The organism is Ewingella sp. CoE-038-23 (genome assembly GCF_040419245.1).
Classification (GTDB): domain Bacteria; phylum Pseudomonadota; class Gammaproteobacteria; order Enterobacterales; family Enterobacteriaceae; genus Ewingella; species Ewingella allii.
On record NZ_JAZHOH010000002.1, the window covers coordinates 39,757 to 61,341 of the forward strand.

23 protein-coding genes are annotated in these 21,585 nt (G+C 53.6%); 11 read left to right on the forward strand and 12 right to left on the reverse strand.

The features are described from left to right. Positions 1 to 44 precede the first annotated feature (44 nt). The 4 genes from V2154_RS22555 to V2154_RS22570 form a co-directional block, all read right to left on the reverse strand. Positions 45 to 845, reverse strand: a complete 801-nt coding sequence (locus V2154_RS22555; RefSeq protein ID WP_353504098.1) for a transporter substrate-binding domain-containing protein — start codon at positions 843 to 845, stop codon at positions 45 to 47. 102 nt (positions 846 to 947) lie between these two features. Next, positions 948 to 1,928 carry an agmatinase gene (locus V2154_RS22560; protein WP_353504099.1) on the reverse strand — a complete coding sequence of 327 codons (981 nt, stop codon included), beginning with the start codon at positions 1,926 to 1,928 and terminating at the stop codon, positions 948 to 950. Positions 1,929 to 1,971: 43 nt separating this feature from the next. Then, positions 1,972 to 2,847, reverse strand: a complete 876-nt coding sequence (locus V2154_RS22565) for a MurR/RpiR family transcriptional regulator (RefSeq protein WP_353504100.1) — start codon at positions 2,845 to 2,847, stop codon at positions 1,972 to 1,974. A 314-nt stretch (positions 2,848 to 3,161) separates the two neighbouring features. Continuing rightward, positions 3,162 to 4,136: an NmrA/HSCARG family protein gene (locus V2154_RS22570; protein WP_353504101.1), complete on the reverse strand. Its 975-nt coding sequence runs from the start codon at positions 4,134 to 4,136 to the stop codon at positions 3,162 to 3,164. A gap of 95 nt (positions 4,137 to 4,231) precedes the next feature. On the opposite strand from V2154_RS22570, the gene V2154_RS22575 reads away from it, so the two are divergent. Further along, entirely contained in the window at positions 4,232 to 5,155 is a 924-nt protein-coding gene (locus V2154_RS22575; RefSeq protein ID WP_353504102.1) for a LysR family transcriptional regulator, read from the forward strand. Positions 5,156 to 5,228: 73 nt separating this feature from the next. Beyond that, the gene (locus V2154_RS22580; RefSeq protein WP_353504103.1) at positions 5,229 to 5,618 is read left to right on the forward strand and encodes a hypothetical protein; all 390 of its coding nucleotides are present in this window, start codon (positions 5,229 to 5,231) and stop codon (positions 5,616 to 5,618) included. 11 nt (positions 5,619 to 5,629) lie between these two features. Here V2154_RS22580 and V2154_RS22585 read toward each other — a convergent pair whose 3' ends face one another. The 3 genes from V2154_RS22585 to V2154_RS22595 all read right to left on the reverse strand — a co-directional run bounded on the left by V2154_RS22585 (position 5,630) and on the right by V2154_RS22595 (position 6,758). Next, a complete protein-coding gene (locus tag V2154_RS22585) occupies positions 5,630 to 5,968 on the reverse strand; it encodes a tRNA-binding protein (protein ID WP_353504104.1) in 339 nt (112 codons plus the stop codon). Between the two features lie 186 nt (positions 5,969 to 6,154). Then, positions 6,155 to 6,370: a hypothetical protein gene (locus V2154_RS22590; RefSeq protein ID WP_353504105.1), complete on the reverse strand. Its 216-nt coding sequence runs from the start codon at positions 6,368 to 6,370 to the stop codon at positions 6,155 to 6,157. Between the two features lie 52 nt (positions 6,371 to 6,422). Beyond that, positions 6,423 to 6,758 carry a hypothetical protein gene (locus V2154_RS22595; protein ID WP_353504106.1) on the reverse strand — a complete coding sequence of 112 codons (336 nt, stop codon included), beginning with the start codon at positions 6,756 to 6,758 and terminating at the stop codon, positions 6,423 to 6,425. A 291-nt stretch (positions 6,759 to 7,049) separates the two neighbouring features. Between V2154_RS22595 and V2154_RS22600 the strand changes: the two genes are divergently transcribed. Further along, positions 7,050 to 7,319 carry a metal-sensing transcriptional repressor gene (locus V2154_RS22600; RefSeq protein WP_353504107.1) on the forward strand — a complete coding sequence of 90 codons (270 nt, stop codon included), beginning with the start codon at positions 7,050 to 7,052 and terminating at the stop codon, positions 7,317 to 7,319. A 77-nt stretch (positions 7,320 to 7,396) separates the two neighbouring features. Continuing rightward, on the forward strand, positions 7,397 to 7,747 hold the full coding sequence (locus tag V2154_RS22605) for a DUF3147 family protein (protein WP_353504108.1): 351 nt from the start codon (positions 7,397 to 7,399) through the stop codon (positions 7,745 to 7,747). 20 nt (positions 7,748 to 7,767) lie between these two features. On the opposite strand, the gene V2154_RS22610 is transcribed toward V2154_RS22605, so the two are convergent. Continuing rightward, the gene (locus V2154_RS22610) at positions 7,768 to 8,709 is read right to left on the reverse strand and encodes a GlxA family transcriptional regulator (protein WP_437342048.1); all 942 of its coding nucleotides are present in this window, start codon (positions 8,707 to 8,709) and stop codon (positions 7,768 to 7,770) included. Between the two features lie 189 nt (positions 8,710 to 8,898). On the opposite strand from V2154_RS22610, the gene V2154_RS22615 reads away from it, so the two are divergent. Next, positions 8,899 to 9,717 carry an SDR family NAD(P)-dependent oxidoreductase gene (locus V2154_RS22615; RefSeq protein ID WP_353504110.1) on the forward strand — a complete coding sequence of 273 codons (819 nt, stop codon included), beginning with the start codon at positions 8,899 to 8,901 and terminating at the stop codon, positions 9,715 to 9,717. A 63-nt stretch (positions 9,718 to 9,780) separates the two neighbouring features. Here V2154_RS22615 and V2154_RS22620 read toward each other — a convergent pair whose 3' ends face one another. The 3 genes from V2154_RS22620 to V2154_RS22630 all read right to left on the reverse strand — a co-directional run bounded on the left by V2154_RS22620 (position 9,781) and on the right by V2154_RS22630 (position 12,684). Further along, positions 9,781 to 10,656, reverse strand: coding sequence for an intradiol ring-cleavage dioxygenase (locus V2154_RS22620; protein ID WP_353504111.1), 876 nt, complete (start codon positions 10,654 to 10,656; stop codon positions 9,781 to 9,783). 311 nt (positions 10,657 to 10,967) lie between these two features. Next, positions 10,968 to 12,035, reverse strand: coding sequence for a maleylacetate reductase (locus V2154_RS22625; RefSeq protein WP_353504112.1), 1,068 nt, complete (start codon positions 12,033 to 12,035; stop codon positions 10,968 to 10,970). 379 nt (positions 12,036 to 12,414) lie between these two features. Continuing rightward, the gene (locus V2154_RS22630; protein WP_353504113.1) at positions 12,415 to 12,684 is read right to left on the reverse strand and encodes a PAAR domain-containing protein; all 270 of its coding nucleotides are present in this window, start codon (positions 12,682 to 12,684) and stop codon (positions 12,415 to 12,417) included. A gap of 231 nt (positions 12,685 to 12,915) precedes the next feature. Here V2154_RS22630 and V2154_RS22635 point away from each other — a divergent pair, with 231 nt between their 5' ends. The 6 genes from V2154_RS22635 to V2154_RS22660 all read left to right on the forward strand — a co-directional run bounded on the left by V2154_RS22635 (position 12,916) and on the right by V2154_RS22660 (position 20,608). After that, a complete protein-coding gene (locus V2154_RS22635) occupies positions 12,916 to 15,474 on the forward strand; it encodes a type VI secretion system Vgr family protein (protein WP_353504114.1) in 2,559 nt (852 codons plus the stop codon). Positions 15,475 to 15,548: 74 nt separating this feature from the next. Further along, positions 15,549 to 17,747: a T6SS effector phospholipase Tle3 domain-containing protein gene (locus tag V2154_RS22640; protein ID WP_437342049.1), complete on the forward strand. Its 2,199-nt coding sequence runs from the start codon at positions 15,549 to 15,551 to the stop codon at positions 17,745 to 17,747. Next, positions 17,744 to 18,457 (forward strand): T6SS immunity protein Tli3 family protein, encoded by a 714-nt coding sequence (locus tag V2154_RS22645; RefSeq protein ID WP_353504116.1) that lies wholly within the window; start codon positions 17,744 to 17,746, stop codon positions 18,455 to 18,457. Before V2154_RS22640 ends, V2154_RS22645 begins: the two co-directional genes overlap by 4 nt. A 29-nt stretch (positions 18,458 to 18,486) precedes the next feature. Further along, positions 18,487 to 19,200 (forward strand): T6SS immunity protein Tli3 family protein, encoded by a 714-nt coding sequence (locus V2154_RS22650; protein ID WP_353504117.1) that lies wholly within the window; start codon positions 18,487 to 18,489, stop codon positions 19,198 to 19,200. Positions 19,201 to 19,229: 29 nt separating this feature from the next. Then, positions 19,230 to 19,943 (forward strand): T6SS immunity protein Tli3 family protein, encoded by a 714-nt coding sequence (locus V2154_RS22655; RefSeq protein ID WP_353504118.1) that lies wholly within the window; start codon positions 19,230 to 19,232, stop codon positions 19,941 to 19,943. A 137-nt stretch (positions 19,944 to 20,080) separates the two neighbouring features. Next, on the forward strand, positions 20,081 to 20,608 hold the full coding sequence (locus tag V2154_RS22660; protein ID WP_353504119.1) for a MarR family winged helix-turn-helix transcriptional regulator: 528 nt from the start codon (positions 20,081 to 20,083) through the stop codon (positions 20,606 to 20,608). Positions 20,609 to 20,649: 41 nt separating this feature from the next. Here V2154_RS22660 and V2154_RS22665 read toward each other — a convergent pair whose 3' ends face one another. Further along, the gene (locus V2154_RS22665) at positions 20,650 to 21,396 is read right to left on the reverse strand and encodes an SDR family NAD(P)-dependent oxidoreductase (RefSeq protein WP_353504120.1); all 747 of its coding nucleotides are present in this window, start codon (positions 21,394 to 21,396) and stop codon (positions 20,650 to 20,652) included. Between the last annotated feature and the right edge of the window lie 189 nt (positions 21,397 to 21,585).

A 21,585-nucleotide genomic window follows, 5' to 3' on the forward strand; every position in this document is an offset into this window, starting at 1 on the left:
TCACTCCCCCGCCAGCGCAGTGCGGCAGGGGGAATTACTGCGGGTTATTCCGGTAAGTTGCCTGCCGGACCGCCCAGCCATTTCTCAGAAAGCTTATCCAGCGTGCCGTCTGCCTTGGCGGCGCGGATAATGTCATTCACCTTAGCAACCAGCTGTGGCTGGTCCTTGGGCATGCCGACGTAGCACGGCGAGTTGGCCAACATCACTTTCATATGCAGGTCGAGCTTCGGGTCCTTTTTCATCATGGAGCCCGCCACCGGGGTGCCAATCGCCATAAACTGCGTCTGCCCGGAGAGATAAGCCGCCACTGTGCTGTTGTTATCTTCAAAACGCTGAGGAATGGCGTTTGGCGACTGGCTGGTCAGCTCTTGGTCTTCCATTGAGCCGCGCGTCACCCCGACCTTTTTGCCCGCTAACTGGGCGAAAGTGGTGATGTCCTGCTTGCTGCTGCCGAACACCGCGTCGAAGAACGGCGCATAGGCAATACTGAAATCAATCACTTTGGCGCGTTCTGCGGTTTTGCCTAATGAGGAGATAGTCATATCGGCCTTGCCGGTTTGCAGGTAAGGCACGCGGTTCGGCGCGGTGACGGGAATTAAGGTGACTTTTACTCCTAGCTTTTGACCAATCAGCTTAGCGACGTCGACGTCAATGCCTTCCGGCTCCATAGAAGCGCCGACATAGCCGTACGGCGGGTAGTCCACCGGAATGGCGACGCGCAGGTTTTTAGCCGCCATCACTTTATCCAGCACGTTTTCGGCGCTGGCGCTCAGGCTAAACATGGCGCTGGCCGCGCCGATTAAGACAGGTAGGACATAAGCAGCAAGTACACGACGAGTTTTCATTGCGGTTATCCTGTGTAGTGAAGTGATGAATGGTTTTATTGCGCAGTCGGCTGCGCTTATAAGTTGGGCCGATGAAGGCTCTCTGGTGTTGACGCTTTACTCTTATTTGGCGCTTAATTTATTGAAGTATCCGGCCCGCACGGCCATGCCAATCAGGTTGACGAAGAACCGGCAGGCGGTGATGGCGGTAATGCCGTTGAGGTCTTTTTTCGGAGTGATTTCAACGATATCCATTCCCACCACGCGGCCCTTCTTCACCAATCCGTGGATCAGTTTGCGCGCTTCGCTGTAGGTCACGCCGCCCAGCGCCGGGCCAGCCACGGCGGGCATGATGGTCGGGTCGATGCCGTCGGCATCCATGGTCAGGTAGTAATTGCCGCCGTCGGGAATGCGGCTGAGAATAGCCTCGACGCCTTCGTCATGCAGCTCATGGGCGGTGATCAGGTGGGCGCCGTAGGCCAGCGCGGCGTCTACTTCTTCCTGACGCGCGGAGCCGTTGGCACGCAGGCCGATTTGGAAGATTTCGCCGACGTGAGCCATTTCAGAGGCGCGGCGGATAGGACTGGAGTAGCCGTCGGTCACGCCATTCACCTCCTGACGCCAGTCCAGGTGGGAATCGATTTGAATCAGGGTAATAGGGCCGATGCCGTCCAGTGCGCGCAGTACCGGGATCGGCACGCCGTGGTCGCCGCCGATAATCAGCGGCATGCCGCCGAGGGAGAGGATTTTGCGCACCACGGTTTCTGCCGCGTCGTAATGGCCGTTGAGCTGGCGGGCGTCACCGGCGATGTCGCCGCAATCGACCATGCGGATAGGCTGGTTGTCCATCAGCGGGCCGCCGATATCAAAGTCATAACGCTCAATGCTGCGCACGGCGCGGTCGGTCGCCTGACGCACGGCGGTCGGGGCGTTGGTCTGATCGTTGGTCACTTCATCAATCGAATACGGCGAGCCATAAGGAATGCCGAGCACGGCGATATCCACGGAATCCAGAGTATTCAGGTCGCTAACGACTTCTGAATAGAGCAGGCTTTTGTGGCCATGTTTCGGTGCGGTGGTCAGTTCTGGTTTGTAAACGCTCATCTTTATTTCCTATCAATTAGGGTTGCTAAGGGCCGGGTAAGATCTATTTGTGACTCCACCATTCGCCCATCAGCCACAGCTTCTCTTCGGTGTCGGTCACGCAGGCGCGGACATCGACTTTCGCCGTGGCCGCCATCAGCGTGGATAAGAGTTCGCTGACTAAAAAAGCCGGCGTCATGGCGTCGAAAAACGAGGTGGTCTGCTTCTGGACCAAAATGGTGTCACTCGCCAAACGCGCGACGGGCGAACTGGCGTCATCCGTGATGGCGACGATTTTGGCCTTTTGCTGCGCCATATATCGGGTCAACACCACGGCGCGGCGCGAATAGGGTGAAAGACTGCAAACCAGCAGTACGTCTTTCGGGCCGATGCTGTGCATCAGGGTCATCAGGCCGCTTTCACCGGCCCCTTCCACCAAAATCAGGTTGTTCTGGAAGTAGGACGCCACGTGATAAAAATGAAAGGCGATGGAGAAAGAGGCGCGCATGCCCACGCAATAAATATTGCGCGCCTGCGACAGAGTCTTGGCCGCGCTGACAATGGAGGCCAGATTGCTGGCCTGACACAGCGACTGAATGTGGGAGATGGTGGTGTTCGCCAAATCCAGCACCAGTGAGCTTTCGCCGACCTTCTGTTTCATTTCGACCAGCGCCGACACTCTGGAGCTGTATTCATTACCTTTATTGCGCAAGGCATTGATAAAAATCTCGCGAACGTCGTCATAGCCGGAAAAGCCCAATCGCTTGGCGAAACGCGTCATGGTCGAAGGAGGAAGCCCGGCCAGCTTGGCCTGTTCACGCATCGACATCACCGCCACTTCCTGCGGGTAATTCAGCACAAAGCTTGCCACCAGCCTTACCTGCTTGGGTAAAGACTCATACTGATCTTTGATTATCTGAACCAATGCTTGCTGTTCCATAGGGCCTCGCCATCGATGTCTCTCTCATGATGGTTGCAACGGCCATGCCAAATTTTTTCCAGAGTGAAACAGTTGAATCAAAATCGGCTGGATATTTTTTGTGCGGAAAGCCTAAAAAGTGGCAGGGGGATTAGGTGGGTGATTTAAATGATTCACCAGAGGCGAAAAATAGTTCTGAGTGTTTTGCTGTTTGCCATATTGGGGGGAGTGCGAGGCATTTACCCCTGCGCCAGATTGGTGCGCAGGGGCGATCATCAAGGCGCATTTGCCACTTTTGTTGCACCTTTTGCGACATTTTGCGTCAAACGTGCAGCCTAGCCGTGAGGCCGCCCGAAGGTGGTGCCTTCCCCTTGCCAGCCGGTGGTCTTCAGAAATTGTTCCCACGTCAGGCTGGCGGGATTGATGCGCCGGCTCCACTCAAGGTCGCGGTCCGGGCGATAATAGCCATACTCCACGGCGTATTCGGCCATGCCCACCACTTCATCAACCAGCGCATTCATTCCGGCGAATGACGGGAAATGTTGCACCAACTCTTCACGGGTAAAGGCCGAGCTGTAGGCCGCCTTGATACCGGTCACGCGGCTAAAGGTGTCGACAATCTCCCTGGGCGAGAGGAATTCGCCAATCACCGGCAATGACAGGCCCGCGTATTTCTCGCGATGATCCAAGATCTCTAGCACCGCTGGCCCGGTGGCGGTCAGGGGATCGACAAAGGGCGCGCGGTGATTTTCGGGTAAATACAGGGGGAAAATCAGGGTGTCGCCCTGAAGGTGCGGCTGGTAATACTCCAAAATATTGGTGTAAAAGAATGCCATATAGATGAAGGAGCTGGTGACCGGCAGGGCGCGGATATACTCCTCGACCCGGCCTTTATCGGTGAAGTGCGGCACCCACTTTTTGCCTGCGGTAATACTTTCGACATTTTCCAGCGCGGTGAAAACGATATGCTCCACGCCCGCCTCGACGGCAGCGTCGGCCAGCTCTTTGCCCAGCGGGGCTTCGTCGCTTTCAGCATAATCAGCATCCGGCGCAATGGGCGGCGTCATCAGAAAGGCGGCCCGCGCGCCTTTAAACGCCTCAACAAACTGCGTTTTGTGGCCTAACTCGAGGGGCACAGCTACCAACTCGGCACCTTGACGGGCCAGCTCCTGCGCCTCGGGGGAGTCCACGCGGCGAGTTAACGCTCGCACCTGATAACGCTGACTTTGCAGCAGGGTTTGCACCACGCTGCGGCCCTGCTTACTCAGCGCACCGACTACGGTAATAAGGGGTTTATGAGAAGAGTTCATCGACTTTTCCTGCCTGATAATGGGGGTGAACTTGCATTATCAGCAGAACTCAGCGATAACAGAAATCGATTAATTTATATTAAGGAATCCATCTGATGGATACCACGCGCATTGATCTCAACCTGCTGGTTACCTTTGAAGCCCTGCTTGCCGAACAGAACGTCACTAAGGCGGCGGCGCGGCTCAACCTCAGCCAGCCCGCGGTCAGCGCGCAGCTCAATCGCCTGCGCGAGATGTTTGATGACCCACTGCTGGTGCCTGCCCGGCGCGGCATGACGCCCACCGACAAGGCGCTCGAGCTGCTGGGGCCACTGCGTGATGCTTTGGACCAGCTGCGGCGCATGCTGCAAACTCATAAAGACTTTCATCCGCAGAGCGCGCAGCTGACCCTGACCATCGCCTGCACCGACTACATTCAGGCCGCCGTGGCGATGCCGCTGGTGCTGGCTCTGCGCCAACGGGCGCCGGGCGTGCGCATTGCGCTGCGCCACTATGCCCCAGAACAGCTGGAACAGCAGCTGGCCAGCGGCGAGATTGATTTGGCGATTGCCACGCCGGAGAGCCGATACGCCCAGCTGCGAACCCGCCACTTGTTTGATGAAGACTATGTGCTGGTGGGGCGGCGCGGGCATCCGGCACTCAGTGCCGAGTTGAGCATGGAGGCATTTGCCCAGCTGGAGCAGGTGATTGTTTCCCCCTCCGGCGGCGGTTTTACTACCCCAATCGACGAAGCGCTGGCGACCTTTGGTCTTGAGCGCCGGGTGGTGATGTCGGCGGCGTCCTTCCTTTTCGTGCCGCAAATCGTCGCCATCAGCAATCTGGTTGCGCTGGTTCCCCGGCGGCTGCTACAGCAGGTGATGACGGAACGGCTCGCGCAGGCCGAAGTCCCCTGGCTAGCGGAACAGTTCGAGGTCAGCATGATTTGGCACGAGCGCAACCACGGCCACGCCGGGCAGCGCTGGGTGCGAGAGGTGATTTTAGGGTTGGTGAAAGAGTCACAGCGGGCGGGACCCGCTTGACGGCAATCACCGCCCCTGCCAGATTTTAACGCTTATTAACGCGATATCATGACCAACAGAAGGGATTCACTCTATGCGCCATTTCATCTCATATTCGCTAATGATTAGTAGCCTTTTAGCCATATCGCCGACCATGGCAGCCAGCAAAAATGCCGAGCTGCGCTTTGATTCAGCCTGTGATTTCAAAGCGTTAAACCTGCGGGTGTTGGAAGAGGATAATGTGAATCCGGGCAGCGTGCTGCTGGAAATTAAGCTGCAAGATAAGGCGGTGAACCGCATGGCACAGGTGACGCGTGACCATCTGCATCAGAGCCTGAATTTTTATGTTAATGGCACCAAAGTCAGCACCGCCACCGTGCAGACCGAGCTAGCCATGCAGGAGATCCAAATCGCCGTCGATAAACCCACGGCGAAGAAGATCTTTCCGGGCCTAATGGCAACCCAGTGCAAGGCTCGGGGGTAACCGGCGGCCAATTAAAGCAGCTTGGTCCCCAGCGGCACGTCGCCGTCGGGGACGCACAGCACTACGTCGCCATTCTGGTCGTGGAAGCCGGTCACCAGACACTCTGACTGGATCGGGCCAATCTGCTTTTTGGGGAAATTCACCACCGCCACCACCTTTTTACCCACCAACTCTTCAAGCCGGTAGTGCTTGGTTATCTGCGCGCTGCTCTTGCGCACGCCCAGCTCTTCACCAAAGTCGACGTGCAGAATGTAAGAAGGGTTTCTGGCCTTGGGGAACGCCTCGGCCTTAACGATTTTACCCACCCGCAGCTCAACCTTTAGAAACTCAGGGAAAGTGATTTCATCCATAGCGACCTCTGTCTTCGTTGAATCGGTTAATTCTCTATGTTAGCGAGAATCAGCTATTTGATCCAAGTATCCAATGATCTCTGCTTTCAATTCAATAGGCGGCAAGTTAAATAAACGAGTAACTTATTCCATTAAATAATTGCTCCGGAAAAATATATTTTCTGGAGCAATACCCTAAAAATTGACCTATTTTATTTTTTTAAATTTCTCAGCAAACAGGTATTTAACCAAGAAGTTAGCAGCCAGAATGAAACACCCTAAGAAAACCACCGTAACGATAATTATTGATAATTCTCTTGGGGCATTGTAACCGTGAGTAAAAGTCACTCCGGCACCGCCGAGAAAACAAGTGGCTAAGGTGAATCCGATGAAGACAAACACTGCGCGAATTAATTGATACATACCGTTTTACCATGAGCTGAAAAATAGGGTTTACTACTGTTTTAACAGGTTTTTACCAGCTACAGCCACCGGAGCCGTTCTTGCCTGCGCAGTTCCCCACACCGCCTTTATTGCCACCTTTACCCATGCCAACATTGCCGCCACCTTTATTGCCACTATCAAAGCAACCTCCTTTAAAAGCACCAACAGCAACGCCTGGAAGACCGCCTAGCATTCCGGTAAATACGCCATTAACGCAGTTAGGATTGGTATGTCTGGAATAATAGTCGCCATTATTGCGCCCGCCTCTTGAGTTGTTTCTATTACGCGTTCCACGCTGGGCTGCACTATCATTACGGCCACCGCCACCCGAGATTCCATCAAGTTGAGAGGATTCTAATACTTTCATAAACAACTCCTTTGTTATGTGAAATAATACTATTTGATAATTCCCGCTGAATTACTTTGAAGTGAATTGCAAAAAAATCCGAAATTTTATTTAAATGCCTTTGATTATTTAAAATACATTCCAAAACTATAGATAATTTATATTGTTTATCGCGTATTCATCTGCTGTGCAAGCTGATAGGAAGCAGTGACCCCTCCTCAAAAGTCTGTTCGAACGAAAATGGGTCGAAATTCAGTGCATCCAAAACAGAAATCATCTACTCTCATCCTATCCCCCCCGATAGGATAAAATATGCATTTGCACGAAACCCACCCAGAGATCATCAAACGTTTAAAACGCGCGACGGGCCATCTCAACAGCGTGATAACCATGCTGGAAAGCGGAAGAACCTGTCTTGATATCGCCCAGCAGCTGCAGGCGGTTGAAAAAGCGGTGAGCAATGCCAAAAAGACGCTGATCCATGACCATCTCGACCACTGCCTGGACCATGCCGTAAAGGCCAATTGGGAAGTGTCGCCGGATGTGATCCGCGAATTCAAAGAGATCACTAAATATCTTTGAGGCTGACTGTCTGAGGCCGCGTTTGCGCCGCTGGCAGCTTTAAGGCGTTGATCAATCGAAGGGTTACCGGAGGGCATATGCTCTGGATCATCACAAAGTACATCCTGACCGCGGCTGTCGTGGTGGCGGTTTCTGAAGCGGCAAAACGCAGCGACAAGTTCGGCGGTTTTGTGGCGGCTTTGCCGCTGATCACCCTTCTTGCCTTGGTTTGGCTGTATGTCGAAAAGCAACCGATGGAGAAAATTGCCAATCATGCCTGGTATACCTTTTGGTATGTGATCCCGACGCTGCCGATGTTTCTGGTTTTTCCTGCACTGCTTTCACGGTTGGGGTTCTGGCCCACGCTTGGCGTTTGCGTGGTGATGACGACCATACTTTTTGGGCTGTTTGCTCTGGTAGTGCGTCGTTTCGGCATCGAGCTTCTGTAACCCCAAAACCTCAGTTGGGGCTAAGAAACCGCCCCGCTGGAAGTGCGTTTAATGGCCTGCGGCGGCATGCCGAAGGCGCGGAGAAAGGCTTGGCGCATTCTTTCGCGGTCGCCGAAGCCGGTTTCTCGCGCGATGATTTCAATAGGATGATTGGTGGTTTCCATCATCAGGCGTGCGGCCTCAACCCGCAGCCGCTCGATGGCCTTCGCCGGAGACTGCCCGGTCTCCTCGCGAAATACCCGGCTGAAGTGGCGCGGGCTGATACTCGCGGCCTCGGCCAGCGATTCTACCGACAGGTCGGAATTCAGATTCTCTTTGGCGTAGGAGAGCGCCATTTGGATGCGATCAGATTTAGCATCCAGCTCCAATAGCGCGGAGAATTGCGACTGCCCGCCGCCACGACGCTGGTACACCACCAGCTTGCGCGCAACCTGACGCGCGGTGTCCAATCCAAAATCCTTCTCGACGATAGCCAGTGCGAGGTCAATACCCGCCGTCATTCCGGCCGACGTCCAGATTTGCCCGTCGGTAACGAAAATACGGTCTTCGTCGAGCATGACGTAGGGGTACTCTTTTCTGAATCTCTGCGCGTGCATCCAGTGGGTGGTGGCGCGCTTGTCATCCAGCAGCCCGGCCGCCGCGAGAATAAAAGCTCCGGTACAAATCGCCGTGACCCGTCGGCTTTCGTTGGGCGCGTTATGCAGATAATCCAGCAAGCTCTGCGGCGGCAAGTTGCACTCATTGTCCCCGGCAACAATCAGGGTGTCGTAGGTGGAGTCTCTGAGGCGCTCAGTGTTGACGGAGAAGCTTTGCGAGGTCATCACCGGGCCGCCCGCCTCGGAGACGAGCTTGAACTGGTAGACTTTTTCGCCACGCAAAATATTGGTGTATTCAAACACGCTGGAGACGGCGAGTCCCAGAGCCTGAAAGTCCGCAAAAACAACAAAGCCAACAGTGTGCATCATTCCCTTCTTATTGAAGTGGCGTAATTCATTGCATTAAGCATAAAACAGATATTTCTGTTGTGCCAGAGGGCAAAAACAATGTCCTAAAACGTGGCATATACGTCATTGAGGCTGGCTCGGGTAGGGAGCAGAATAGCCCCATTCCCGACATTTTGCGGGCTACCCTATGAAAAGAGAGATGATGAAATGAGCAATGCTACAACTTCCCAGAAAGGCAAAGCACTGATCACCGGAGCCTCTGCGGGCATCGGTGCAATTTACGCAGATCGTTTGGCAAAACGCGGTTATGACCTGATTTTGGTTGCCCGCAACGGCGAGCGTCTAAAGGCGCTGGCCGAACGCCTGAGTGCTGACACCGGTCGCTCGGTCACCACGGTGGTCGCCGACCTTAATGATAAAGCCGGGCTGCGTCAGGTTGAGAGCCTGCTGCGCGAAGATAAGAGCATCAGCATGCTGGTCAACAATGCCGGTATCGGTTCGGTGGCTTCCGTGCTGAACAGCGATGTTGATGAGATGGAAGCGATGATCGCGCTTAACATCACCGCGCTGACTCGCCTGACCTACGCCGTTGCGCCGAATTTTGCTACCAAGGGGAGCGGCACCATTATTAATATCAGCTCGGCGGTAGCCATTGCGGTTGAAGCGCTGAATGGGGTGTACAGCGCCTCAAAATCTTACGTGTTGAGCTTCGGCCATACCTTGCAACGTGACCTTGCTGACAAAGGCGTGCGTATCCAAACCGTACTGCCAGCGGCCACCGCGACAGAGTTTTGGGACGTGGCGGGCTACGCCAAGCAGAAAGAGTCAGCCAGCACCATGAGCGCGGCCGACATGGTTGACGCCGCGCTGGCGGGCTTGGATAAAGGCGAACTGGTGACCATTCCTTCTCTGCACGACGGCGAGGACTGGCAAGCATGGGAAGCCGGTCGCCGCGCGATCTCGGCAAAATTCTCCAATGCCAAACCTGCTCCGCGCTATGGCATTACAGGCAAAGTCGGCCAGTAAGATTTCTCGCGATTTAGCGCATAAAAACAAAAGCCAAGGGAATTGTCCCTTGGCTTTTTTGCGTTAATTAACCTCAGCCGAGCTTGGATTGAGGACAATATCAAAGTTCAGCGTGCAGAAAGGTTGTGCTGAATAGCTGCCATCTGGCGCGATGCCCGCATAATGCATTACCCACTCTTCAATCAGCGATGAGCGCACGCCAAACACGGCGTCGGAATCCAGATATTCATCTCCTTGTTTGAAAATATGAGTAACCAGTCTTTGGTAGCCGTCGGCGTGGACCATAAAGTGCAGGTGAGCAGGGCGCCAAGGGTGGCGATCGAGTGCTCGTAGCACCCTACCTACCGGGCCATCGTCGGGGATTGGATAGGCCACGGGCACGATGGTTTGAAAGTTAAAATAGCCCTGTGCATCGGCCCTGATAATGCCGCGGCCTTGGGCTGCTTCAAGGTCGGGTTTTTGCACGTCGTAGAAACCTTCTTCATCGGCTTGCCACACTTCCAGCATTGCGTTGGGGACAACTTCGCCATCCAACCCTTTTACCGTGCCACTGACAAACCACGGCTTGCCGGGCATATTGGGCGAAATATTCCCCCACGGCTCAATGGCCGGGGCATCAGCCACGTGGAACGGGCCGAAAACCGTGGCTTCGGTGCAGCCTTGCGGCTTGCGGTGATTCTGCGCGGTGACCAGCGTCGAGAATCCGAGGATGTCAGAAAGCAGAATAAACTCCTGCCGCACCGGGCTACAGGCTTGGCCCACGCTGGTCAAAAATTCGATGCCTTTTTCCCACTCTTGCTCGGTGAGGTGCACTTCTCTGGCGAAGTCGTGCAGATGCTGTATCAAACTGCTGAAAACGTGGTGTAAACGCTGATCTTCCGTTCCTGCCATTCGCGAGATAACTTCCTGCGTGATGGTGTGTTCATCGAGGTTCTGCATCTTGACTCATATCTCCGGTTTTTTATTTTTGCAGGGCAGTGTTGACCCATCGCTGGGGTCGTAAACCTCGTGCTATCACTGGTCACAAGGCAGAAAATCAACTGCCATACTAGTTGAGCTAAAAGTGTGCATTTTCAACAAGGTGTAACCAAAACCTGCAATAGCGATTTTGCGATAATGAGGGGCGATGACGGGCAGTTCGTAACAGCGGAACTGGCTAGCGAGGTGAAGTGAGCGAGGGTCAAGATCGGCGGGGAAAGTCTACAAAATAGGCTGGCGGCAGCGCGCCAGCTTTTGAGATGTAGATCACGTTATGGTCGATTGCCCGCAAACGCATCTTGTAACAGTTCGCGCACAGCTTCGCGCTCGACCGGCCTTGGGTTCCAGTATGGATTGGCGAGCGCGATGTCAGTCGCGCGGTCTAATTCGGCCTCTTTCATTCCTAATGCTTTTAGCGACAGCGGCGCGCCCAGTGAGGCGGCCAGATCGTAGATTGCCCGTGCGGCATTGGCGCCTTCAATTCCTAAAGCCCGACAGATGCGTTTTGAAGCTTCTGGGGTTTGTGCCGCGTTGTAGGCCAGTGCGTGGGGCAGCACGACAGTGTGAGTCGGGGCATGAGGCAGATTGAAGCTGCCGCCCAAGGTGTGGCAAAGCTTATGGTGCAAGGCCATGCCAACGTTGCCAAGCACGGTGCCGCACAGCCACGCGCCATAAAGGCAGTCGCCGCGAGCGGCAAGGTCTTGGGGCTGCTCGACCACCTTGCGCAGCCCTTGGGCCAAGGCGCGAATACCCTCTTCGGCCATGAGCGACATCACCGGGTTGCCGTCTTGTGCGTACAGACCTTCAGCCGCGTGGGCGATGGCGTTGATGCCGCTGGTGACTGAGAGTTCGACGGGAAGCTGCAAAGTCAGCGTGGGGTCGTAAATCACGGTTTTGGGCAAAACGCGCGAGTCTTTGCCGGTCCGCTTGACGCCTTTCTCGGTCAGCCCATAAACCGGGGTCATTTCCGAGCCGGAATAGGTAGTGGGGATGGCTAAAATTGGCAAGCCGGATTCCAACGCAATGGCTTTGCCAAGGCCGGTCGTGGAACCACCGCCAATCGCAATTGCACAATCAGCACCGAGGCTGCGTGCCACGTCGCGGGCCTCGCGGGCTGTCTCAATGGGCACATGCATCACCGCCTTGTCGAAAATGCCCGCGGCGAGGTTGCCGAGTCGTGCGGCGATATTCTCCGCCTGCGGGCGTTGCCCCGCTGTCGACAAAATCAGCACGCGAGCCGCGCCCAGCCGGTCCAGCTCCTCGCCCAGTTGACTCAGCGTGCCCTGACCAAAAACAACCCGGCCGGGTTGCGAAACAAAAGTGAATTCCATCAATGACATCGGGCGTTCCTGTGAGTGGCTGCTGGTGGGATTTCGCAACAGCTTATATTCACAACCGCGAGGAGGAAATGGGGGAAGTGCAAAACTCTATTTCTGCTGGCACGCTGTCTTGAATCTGATGGCGGAATGAGAGGTATGCTGGCAAAGCAAAAGCAGGGGGTAGCAAATAATGTCGCTCATGCCATTACTTGCTTTAATATTTCAGGATATTCCAGTGCTATACAGAAGTAGGGGGAATGTGGCCAGATGCGTTTTTCGGTTTTCATGCTTAATAAGTATCAACTTACTCGAATGATTTAATAGATTAAGTATTATTAACGCATTGAGTTTCGCATTACGCTATTTTAATTCTGATTCTCGCTCGAAGGGATCTATTCCACTATTTATAAAAACTTTCAGATACGGCGCTGCCATAATGTAAGGCAATCGCCCCGCAGGTTGCTTCATCCCCTTCAAGTACGCGAGACCTACCCAAGACTGAAACAGGGCTGGTGCCAATGAGCATGGCCTCCACGCCGCACTTGGGGCAATCGAATCTATGCCCGGTCAATACTGCCGCTGCGCCATCGATGCTCAGTAGAGGTTCACCTTCGCATATTGTGCCGCCGTGGGTGGTGGTATCACCTATAACAATAAATGATTGACTCATTGTGGCTCTCTTTATAGTTCACTCTATTCGCCACTCCCCAAGAAAATTCTTAAGGTGAAGGCGGTTAAATATAAAAACACACACTTTTCTAGGAAAATTCGCACGTAATTTTGTAGGGTGACAATTGATCGAAATTAAATTATGAAAACGCTAGGGTTATAATTGTATATTTATTATGATTTAGCAAATTCCGTTATCAGTGACGATAACGACGCAATAAAAGGGATGCCAATGTACGGATACTCGCTAACTCCTCCGCAACCTAAATTTATTCCAGAAGAATCGCTGAATAAATACCTATTAGATATCCCCCACTCTGAATTTGTCGCTGACGTGGAGTCTTTCCACGGCGAGGAAGCTCTCAGCAAACCTTACCGATATTGCATCCGCTTTACCTCAAATGAGGCTGACGTAGCCGCAGCCAGTTTGCTGAAAAAGAGTGCCTCATTCAGAATGCGAGGGTTCAATCCTGATTGGTCAAGCTTGATACAAACGGCCAATCGATGGACAGCCTTGCGCCAAATCTGTGGCGTGATCACTTCACTTGAACGTATCAGCACCAGCGTAGATGAAACCCTTTACGAAGCCGTGCTGGAGCACCCTCTGGCGCTCTTAGATACTCGCCTGCGTTGTGCGATTTATCAGGATATGTCCGTTCCGGAAGTGGTCAAAAGCATCCTGAAGGAGCACCGTTTCGAGGGGTATGAGATTAATTTTGATTCTCTCAGCTACATTTACCCGCGCCGCGAAATGATTGTGCAGTGGAGAGAAACGGATCTGGCTTTTATCCGGCGATTGCTGGCAGAAGTGGGCATATGGTTCCGGTTTGAGACTCATGCTGAGCATGCTGATATTGTGGTCATGGTATTTGGCGATTCTCAGTCAAATTATCTGTTTGACCATAAAATCACAGCGGCTAACCCGTCAGGTAATGCCGCAGCGGGTTATAGCATCCAGAATTTGGCGGCAAAACATGTTGTTGTCCCCGGTTCTGTTGATGTCAGAAACTACAGTTATGTGTCCAGTAAAGGCTATCACCAACTGGATCAGCAAGCCGACTCGCTTCGTGACGAGGATTTAACCCACGGCGGCGAATATCACTATGGTGATATCCATCTAGAAGGCGGCGACCGCTGGAAGATTGGCAAAAATCAGCAGGCGGAAACCAGTTGGCACTACGCCAAAATGAGAAACGAGCTGGCGCTCAACGGCATGACGACCTTAACCGCCACCACCGACGACCCTGGCATCGTTCCGGGTACCGAAGTCAAAATAGAAGGGGTTATCCCGCAGGCGTTTAGCGACGCCATGGTGGTGACGAAAATGCGGCTCAGTGGCTCTCGTCAATCCAGTTTTCAATGCCAGCTAACCGGGATCCCTTACAACGAGAGAGTCTGTTTTCGCCCGGCTCGTATAACGCGGCCAGTGATTAGCGGCACCATTCCCGCCAGAATATCCGGGCAAAAGTTCAACGATCAGCTGGCCAGAATTGACAATACTGGGCGCTATCGGGTGCAGTTTGATTTTGATAAAGCGGAATGGAAAAAGGGGCTGGAAAGTATGCCGGTGCGCCTTGGCCGCCAGTACGCCGGTGACCGATACGGCATTCATTTCCCTTTGCTGGATAATACCGAGGTCGGCATAGGCTTCCAACTGGGGGACCCCGAACGGCCTTATATTGCTCATGCCTTCCATGATGAAATCAATCCAGATTTGGTCACTGACCTTAACTCAACCCGCAACGTGATCCGCACATTGCGCAATAACAAATTGCGCATGGAAGATAAGGCGGGCAAAGAGCACATCAAGCTGGCTACCGAATACGGCAAGAGTCAGCTGAATTTAGGCCATCTGGTCAATGCGCAGGGAGAGCCACGAGGCGAAGGGGTCGAGCTTCGCACTGATAAACAGGCAGCCCTGCGAGCAGCAGAAAGTTTTCATATCACCACCGAGCCGCAGAGCAAGGCCGCGGGCCAGCAAAATGACATGGCCGCCACCATCGCGCAGCTCGAGTCAGCATTACAGCTGGCGCGATCCCTTGCTGCCAGCGCGGAAATTGCCGACACCCCGGCGGCTGATCTGTCATCCATGACTGAGCTGCGCCAACAGGTTGTCGAGGCACAGAAGCCAACCTTGTCGATGCACGGTGAAGCCGGTGTGACGGTGACCTCTCCGGCCAGCGTGATGGTGCATGCTGGTGAAGATCTGGCATCCACCGCCAAGCGGGATATGAATATTAATACCTTTCGGCGACTCACCATGGCCGCAGGCGACGTGTTCTCGGTGCTGGTACGCAAGGCGGGGATGGTCTTCACCGCTGCCAAAGGCCCGATCAAGCTGACTGCCCAGCAAGGGGAGATCACTCAGGTCGCCAGTCAGGATATCAACCTCACCAGTTCGCAGGGGCGGATTGTCCTTAACGCGCAAAAAGAGTTGCTGTTGATGTGCGGCGGCGCGGGTATTCGGCTCATGAATGGCAGGGTGGAGGTTATCGCGCCTGGCGACATTTCTTTCAAAACGCAGCATGTCGCTTACATGTCACAAGCCAGTATCGATCAGGTGAAACCTTCCTTCAATGAGGGCCAACTTGCCCAGCAGTTTCGCCTGCATGCGCCCAACGACCCCGGCCACATCTTGATCCAGCAACGCTTCAGGCTGCATAGAAAAGGCGAGGTGATTGAAGGGATAACCGACGATCAAGGGGAGTCCCCGTTACTGAACAGCAGCGAGCTGGATACCTGGTCGCTTGAAATACTGCACGATAATGACAGCCCGGAGGGAACCGCGTGACTGAACAATCTGAACAACAAAACCCCAACCCCTTTGATGACGCGCCAGAGCCGCACGACCCACAAAGCCAGAAAGTGCATACTCCGCGTTTTCTGGCCAGCGATTGTATCGGCGTGCCGGTCAGCGCGGGCAAGAAAAGCTATACCACCAACTGTCCGGTGAATCGGCCAATGCCGGGCATCGTCATTCTGGTCCACGGCGTGAATGATGTGGGGGAGGCCTATCAGAATCAGGAGCGCGGCATCATTGCGGGGCTGAAAAAGCGTCTGGGACGTGATGACCTGTGGCCGCACCAGTGGGAAGAGAAAAAGTACCGCATTCGCAGCGCGTCCGGCGTGATGGAGGATTGCCACGAGCCGCAGCAAAAACAGATGACATGCTCAGACAGCGCCCGTTCGCCGATCATTCCTTTCTACTGGGGCTATCGCCCTGTTGACTACGAGACGTGGGAAGAGGACCAGCGCCAGTATCGTGAAGCGATGGTCCAAAACGGTAAAAACCCTGATACGCCTCTGCCTTACGATGCGTATCGGGAAAATAATCCAGAAATACTGCGCAAGTTTGGTGCGAAATATCCTATGGACTGTTTCCATAACACTCTGGATTTAAAAGGTGTCTGGGGCGGCGGAACCTTTGCCAACGCGACCACAAACATCCCCGATATGCTTGGGCCGGGCGCGGGCGGAGCGACGTTAGGCGTGGTCGGGTTTCTCAGCCGCGCCGAGCTCGCTAACGGCGGCGACTTTACCCACCCCGTCTACAACAATCCTCACCGGATTTACCAGTTCTATGCCGCGCAGCGTCTTGCCAGTCTTATAAGAACCATTCGTAGCAGGAGAGAAACGTCCAAGGATACGATCAATATCGTGGCGCATAGTCAGGGGACGATCATTACCATGCTTGCAAATATGATACTCAAAGCTGAGGGTATAAACCCCGCAGACTGCGTGATCCTCAATCACTCCCCTTATTCGCTGGAAAATCGCTGGCTGGAGAACGGCCAGCCGGGTCATCACCAGACGGACGCGGCGCGGCAGAAGACCTTTGAAAATTTTTGCAAACTGATGGCGACCAACAGCAAATATTGTGCCGACGGTGACGGCTTAGTCAGTCCTGAAGAGCAGAAGAAACTGCTGGATACCATGGCGCTGCCTCGCAAAGAGTTTAATAACAGTTGGTACAGCACGCCGCTCAATCAGCGTAATAACTTCGGCAAGGTCTATAACTACTTTTGCCCCAATGACGGCACGGTGTCGCTGTTGCCGATACAGGGCTTTGGCTGGCGAGGCGTACCGCAAGAGATTGCCAAGACGCTTCCCAATCTCAAACAGCGAGTCTTCTTTCAGAACAGCAGCGTCGGGCTACCCCCTGACGGCAAAGCCTTTAGAAGACCCCCTTCCGCTAAAGGGGACTTTGAGTATTCTGCGGCGACCAATGCCCGCTGGTCCTTCAGCGACGTGATCCCCACCGGTGAAACGCTTCCCGAACCGTTTATGTTTACCCTGATGGGCCAGCCTGAAGCATTGGATGACGCGGGCGATAAAAACAAGGCCTACCATGCTCCGGTGGGGGGGAATGACGCCATGGTCTCCTATAACGCCCGCGCGGGGGCGACGGGGGCGTCTCAGCGAACCGTGGAAGAAACCGTTGACTGCCCGCCGTATCACCCCTTCAAGGATTTGCGGCCGGGGCACGTATTGACTCAGCGAGAACTCGACACGCTCAAATACTGGCGCAACGTGGATATCGTCAGTGCCAAAGTGGTCGGCGTAAACGAGGCGAATAAAAAGATTGTTTTTCGCCGCAGGCTGACCGAGGCGGAGCTGCATGATTTATACAGCAAGTCCGACGACGTGATGTTTAGCCAGCACTCCTCGATTGTTATGTCAGACAAGGTCCCGGAACTGGCAATGGCCTACGATTTGGCCGTCGGGCCCTGTAAAGCATTTGATATGGATCACGGCGGCTTCTGGAAACAATTATTGCGGCGTGCCGACTGGCGTGAAATATCTTCTGAAGAAGATGGAGCGGTGGAATATTATCAAACCGGTATTTTGCCCGGGCCTGAAACCAAAAATTATATGAATAAACCAAATCTTATCTTACCCACAGGTGAGTTTGGCGTGGTGAATCAGTTTATGAATGCCACCCGCGTGGTACCGGCACGCTATCCGGAGATCCATAATAAAGAGGTGTCGAACCTGCAGTGGCCAATGCCGCGAATAGAAAGTTATGACAGAGTGCCCGCCCAGCCGAAAAGGAAGATAGTATGAAAATTAAAGGACTGCCTCTGGCTATGTTGATCAGCTTACTCGCAGCGTCTGGCTGTAGCCATCCTCAAGAGACACCCACGCAGGTCATCTACCGTTTTGACGACCACCGTTATCTGGAGCTAAAGGGATGGCACTGCGAGGGGGCGCTGTATTACATTGATCCCATTCGCGGTATCCGCTCTGAGGTGGCAAGCCAGTTTTATCAGGCCTATGGCAAAATCTATATCCATCCTTCCGAACGATATATTGCTATACCTTGGTGGGATTCCACGGGATTTACCGTATCAAAGGATTACGGAAAAACTTGGAAAACCGCATCATTTGCTACCAACTACCGTAGTGTTGAGCCAAGCAAGGGTGATCGCCCATTAAGACAGAATAACCTCTCATTCACTGTGATTAACGATCAGGGTTTCCTGCTCACCCGTCAGGGTAATCTGTATATGAGTTCAAAACCCTTTGATGATCCGCGAGTAATGCCGGGCGGCCCCGGCGTTGATTATGTGGATATGGACGGTGAAAAGCAGAACATTGCTCCCGGCTCTGCTGGCCCTCGATGGGGGTTAGAGTATATCGCGACAAAAGCCATAGGTGGCCTGACGGCAGAGCTTCTTACAAATTGGCAGGACATGCCTACCAGCGTGCCAGAGGTGAAAAACTATAAGGGCTGGAGCCGAATGCAGTGTGACCCGAGTAAGGGTTTGCGGTAACAGTTGCCGTGGTCGAAAAGGAAGACTGTATGACAATTAAAGGACTGTCTCTGGTCATGATGGCCAGCTTACTCACAGTGTTGGGCCGCTCCCGCCCGCAAGAGACACCCACGCAGGTCATTTATCGCTTTGATGACCACCGTTATCTTGAACTAAAGGGATGGTACTGCCAGGGAGCACTGTATTACGTTGACCCCATTCGCGGTATCCGTTCTGAGGTGGCAAGCCAGTTTTACCGCGCTTTTGCCGATAAATATGTCCATCCATCTGAGCGCTATATCGCTGTTCCTGGCTGGGACACCGATGCCTTTCTTGTCTCAAAGGATTATGGCAAAACTTGGCGCAACGCATATTTTACTACCAACACTCATACCGTTGAGCCAAATGGGACTTGGAGTCCGTTAAGAGAGAATATGCTCTACTTCACCGTGGTCAACGATCAGGGTTTCCTGCTCACCCGTCAGGGTAATCTGTATATGAGTTCAAAACCCTTTGATGATCCGCGAGTAATGCCAGGCGGCCCCGGCGTTGATTATGTGGATATGGACGGTGAAAAGCAGAACATCGCTCCAGGCTCAGCGGGCCCTGGTTGGGGACTCGAGTATATTGCTACAAAAGCCATAGGTGGTTTGACGGCAGAGCTTCTTACAAATTGGCAGGACATGCCCAGCAGCGTGCCAGAGGTGAAGAATTATAAAGGCTGGAGCCGAATGCAGTGTGACCCGAGTAAGGGTTTGCGGTAACTGTTGCCGTGGTCGAAAAGGAAGACTGTATGAAAATCAAAGGACTGTCTCTGGTCATGATGGCCAGCTTACTTGCAGTGTCGGGCTGCTCCCGCCCGCAAGAGACACCCACGCAGGTCATCTACCGTTTTGACGACTACCGTTATCTGGAGTTGACTGGATGGTACTGTCAGGGAGCCCTGCATTACATAGATTCAACGCGTGGCATTCGCTCTGAAATAAGCAGCCAGTTTTATCAAGCTTATGGCAAAACGTATATTCATCCTTCCGAACGCTATATTGCAGTGCCCTGGTGGGACTCTACAGCATTTACAGTATCGAAGGATTACGGCAAAAATTGGAAAACCGCATCATTTGCGATGAACTCTCATAGCTTAGAGCCAGGTAGGGGTAATCGTCCAACAAGAGAAAATAACCTCTCCTTCACCGTGGTCAACGATCAGGGTTTCCTGCTCACCCGTCAGGGTAATCTGTATATGAGTTCAAAACCTTTTGATGATCCGCGAGTTATGCCGGGTGGACCAGGTATTGATTATGTTGATGATGACGGTGATCCACATCACTTAAAATATGGTTCCGCAGGTCCAGGCTGGGGGGTGCAATACATCGCCATAAAGGCCATAGGTGGCTTGACCGCAGAATACCTTTCCAACTGGCAAGACCTACCCACCAGCGTGCCAGAGGTGAAAAACTATAAGGGCTGGAGCCGAATGCAATGTGACCCGAGTAAGGGTTTGCGGTAATAGCTCGCTCGGATTATATAGAGCCACGAGTTGTAAAAGGCGGCTCTCTTGTCTGGCCTAACACCACCTAGCCCAGTTCAAGTCCTCCGTCTATCCGTGGTAAAATCCGGGTCTGACATGCCAATGGGGTGAGTATTGTGGAAGAGCAAGGTCTTAAAGTGAGTGATAGCGAAAACGCGGCTGATATGACTGACCTCTTGGCGGAACTGGCCTGCACGCACGACGCGCTTCGCCGCGCGGCGCGTCAGTTGGGTAATCTGTATGACGAGATTGTCTCGCCGACGGGTTTGAAAATCACTCAACTGGTGATGCTAGGGCAGATTGAAAGCCTGCAGCAGGGCGCCGGGCCTACTCTACAAGCGCTTGCCAAGCAGCTGCCCATTGGTATTTCGGCTCTCACTCACGCCCTGCGCCCTTTGGTGCGCGACGGTATTGTCCAGCTGCAAGCCGACGCGGAAGATAAACGCATCAAGCACGCGTTGCTGACGCCGCTCGGGAAGGAAAAGTTGCAAGAAGGGGTGAAGCTGTGGAGAGTCGCCAATTGCCGGACCGAGGGGGTGCTTGGCGCAAATTCGGCTCTTTTGCTGCGTGACCTAGCCGGGCAGGTTGGCTCGGATGATTTCTTAAAAGCTTATAAATCAGGTTTTAATGCTGAAAAGCCCTAAGTGACAGACTGACTTTTCAGCGTATTTTTCTCGCGACCGAATCAAATCTGCGCAAACCCGCCGTCAATAAACAATTCTACGCCGTTGATAAAGCTACTCTCTTCTGAAGCCAAGAAGCACACCGTTTTTGCTACTTCGTCATCACTTCCCACGCGTTGCAGCGGGGTGAGGCTGGCGACGTGTGAGAAGAAGGCTTCCACTTGGGTTTTTTCAGTATCCGGTCGGCTATGTCCGGGGGTGTCGATCACGCCCGGACTAATGGCGTTAACGCGAATATTTTTGCCTTGCAGGTCGGAGGCCCAAGTGCGGGCGAATGAGCGCACGGCGGCCTTCGACGCGCTATAAATACTCCATGACGGGAAGCCTTTGCTGGCAACAATCGAGGAACTGAGAATAATGGAGCCGCCAGACCCCATCAGCGGCAGGGCTTTCTGCACCGTCCAAATCACCCCTTTGACGTTGATATTAAACATCTTATCGATGTGTTCGTCCGTCAGTGATCCTAAAGGCGCGGGGTTGACTACCCCGGCATTGGCGAAAACGATATCCACGTGCCCATGCTGCTTCTTAACCAACTGGTACAGCGCCTCGACGTCTTCTGGATTGGAGACATCGCCCTGCACGGCGGTGGCATTACTGCCCAGCATTACCGCCGCAGCTTGCAACTCTTCAGCGCGACGCCCGGTGATGTAAACATGCGCCCCTTCGGCAATCAGCGCTTTGGCGCTCGCAAGGCCAATCCCGGAATTTCCGCCAGTGACAATCGCCACTTTTCCACTCAGTTTCATAAATAGTTTTCTCTTCATCCTGCTCAGATAGGGGGTGTTTGCTGATAGTGCATAATTACTTTAGTGCTAAAGTATATGAATAAAATGACCGGGACTGTCAAGATGGAGCGGGGAGGGTGATGTTCAACTTATGCGGGGAATATGCATAACCCTCTGAAGAACAACACAAATCAAATTGTGCGGATCTTC